The sequence below is a fragment of the Vibrio sp. 1978 genome (assembly GCF_033344345.1).
Genome location: NZ_JAWPOP010000647.1, coordinates 1 through 624 on the forward strand (window position 1 = coordinate 1; position 624 = coordinate 624).

Here is a 624-nt window from a genome sequence, read left to right on the forward strand (position 1 = left end):
ACCAATGGATTCCTATCAAACACGGTACCGATGCGGCTCTTGTCGCTGCTATCGCCCATGTATTGATCAGTGAAGATAAAGTCGACCAAGACTTCCTTGACCGCTACTGTGTGGGTTACGACCGTAAAACTCTGCCAGCATCAGCGCCAGAAAATGGCAGCTACAAAGATTACATCATGGGCACAGGTCCGGATGGTATCGAGAAAACGCCAGAGTGGGCACAACCAATCACAGGTATTCCTGCTGATGTGATCTTGAAACTTGCGCGTGAAATCGGCGATGCAAAACGTATTTACATCACTCAAGGTTGGGGTCTACAACGCTCAGCAAACGGTGAGCAAGCATGTAAAGCGATCATGATGCTGTCTCTGCTTCGTGGTCAGGTTGGTCTACAAGGTGGTGGTACTGGTGCTCGTGAGGGTAACCACTCTTACCCATTCCAACGCTTCCCGAAAGTGCCAAACCCAATCAGCGCTTCTATCCCAATGTTCCTTTGGACAGACGCGATTTTCCGTGGCACTGAGATGACCGATCTTACTGACGGCATTAAAGGCGTTCAAAAGCTGCAAAACAACATCAAGTTCATCTGGAACTACGCAGGTAACTGTCTGATTAACCAACACT

General features: G+C 48.7%; 1 protein-coding gene. It reads left to right on the top strand.

Annotated features, from left to right (window positions below):
* Window positions 1-624, top strand: a 624-nt coding sequence (locus R8N49_RS28320; protein WP_318190593.1) for a molybdopterin-dependent oxidoreductase, incomplete at both ends; no start/stop codon positions are given.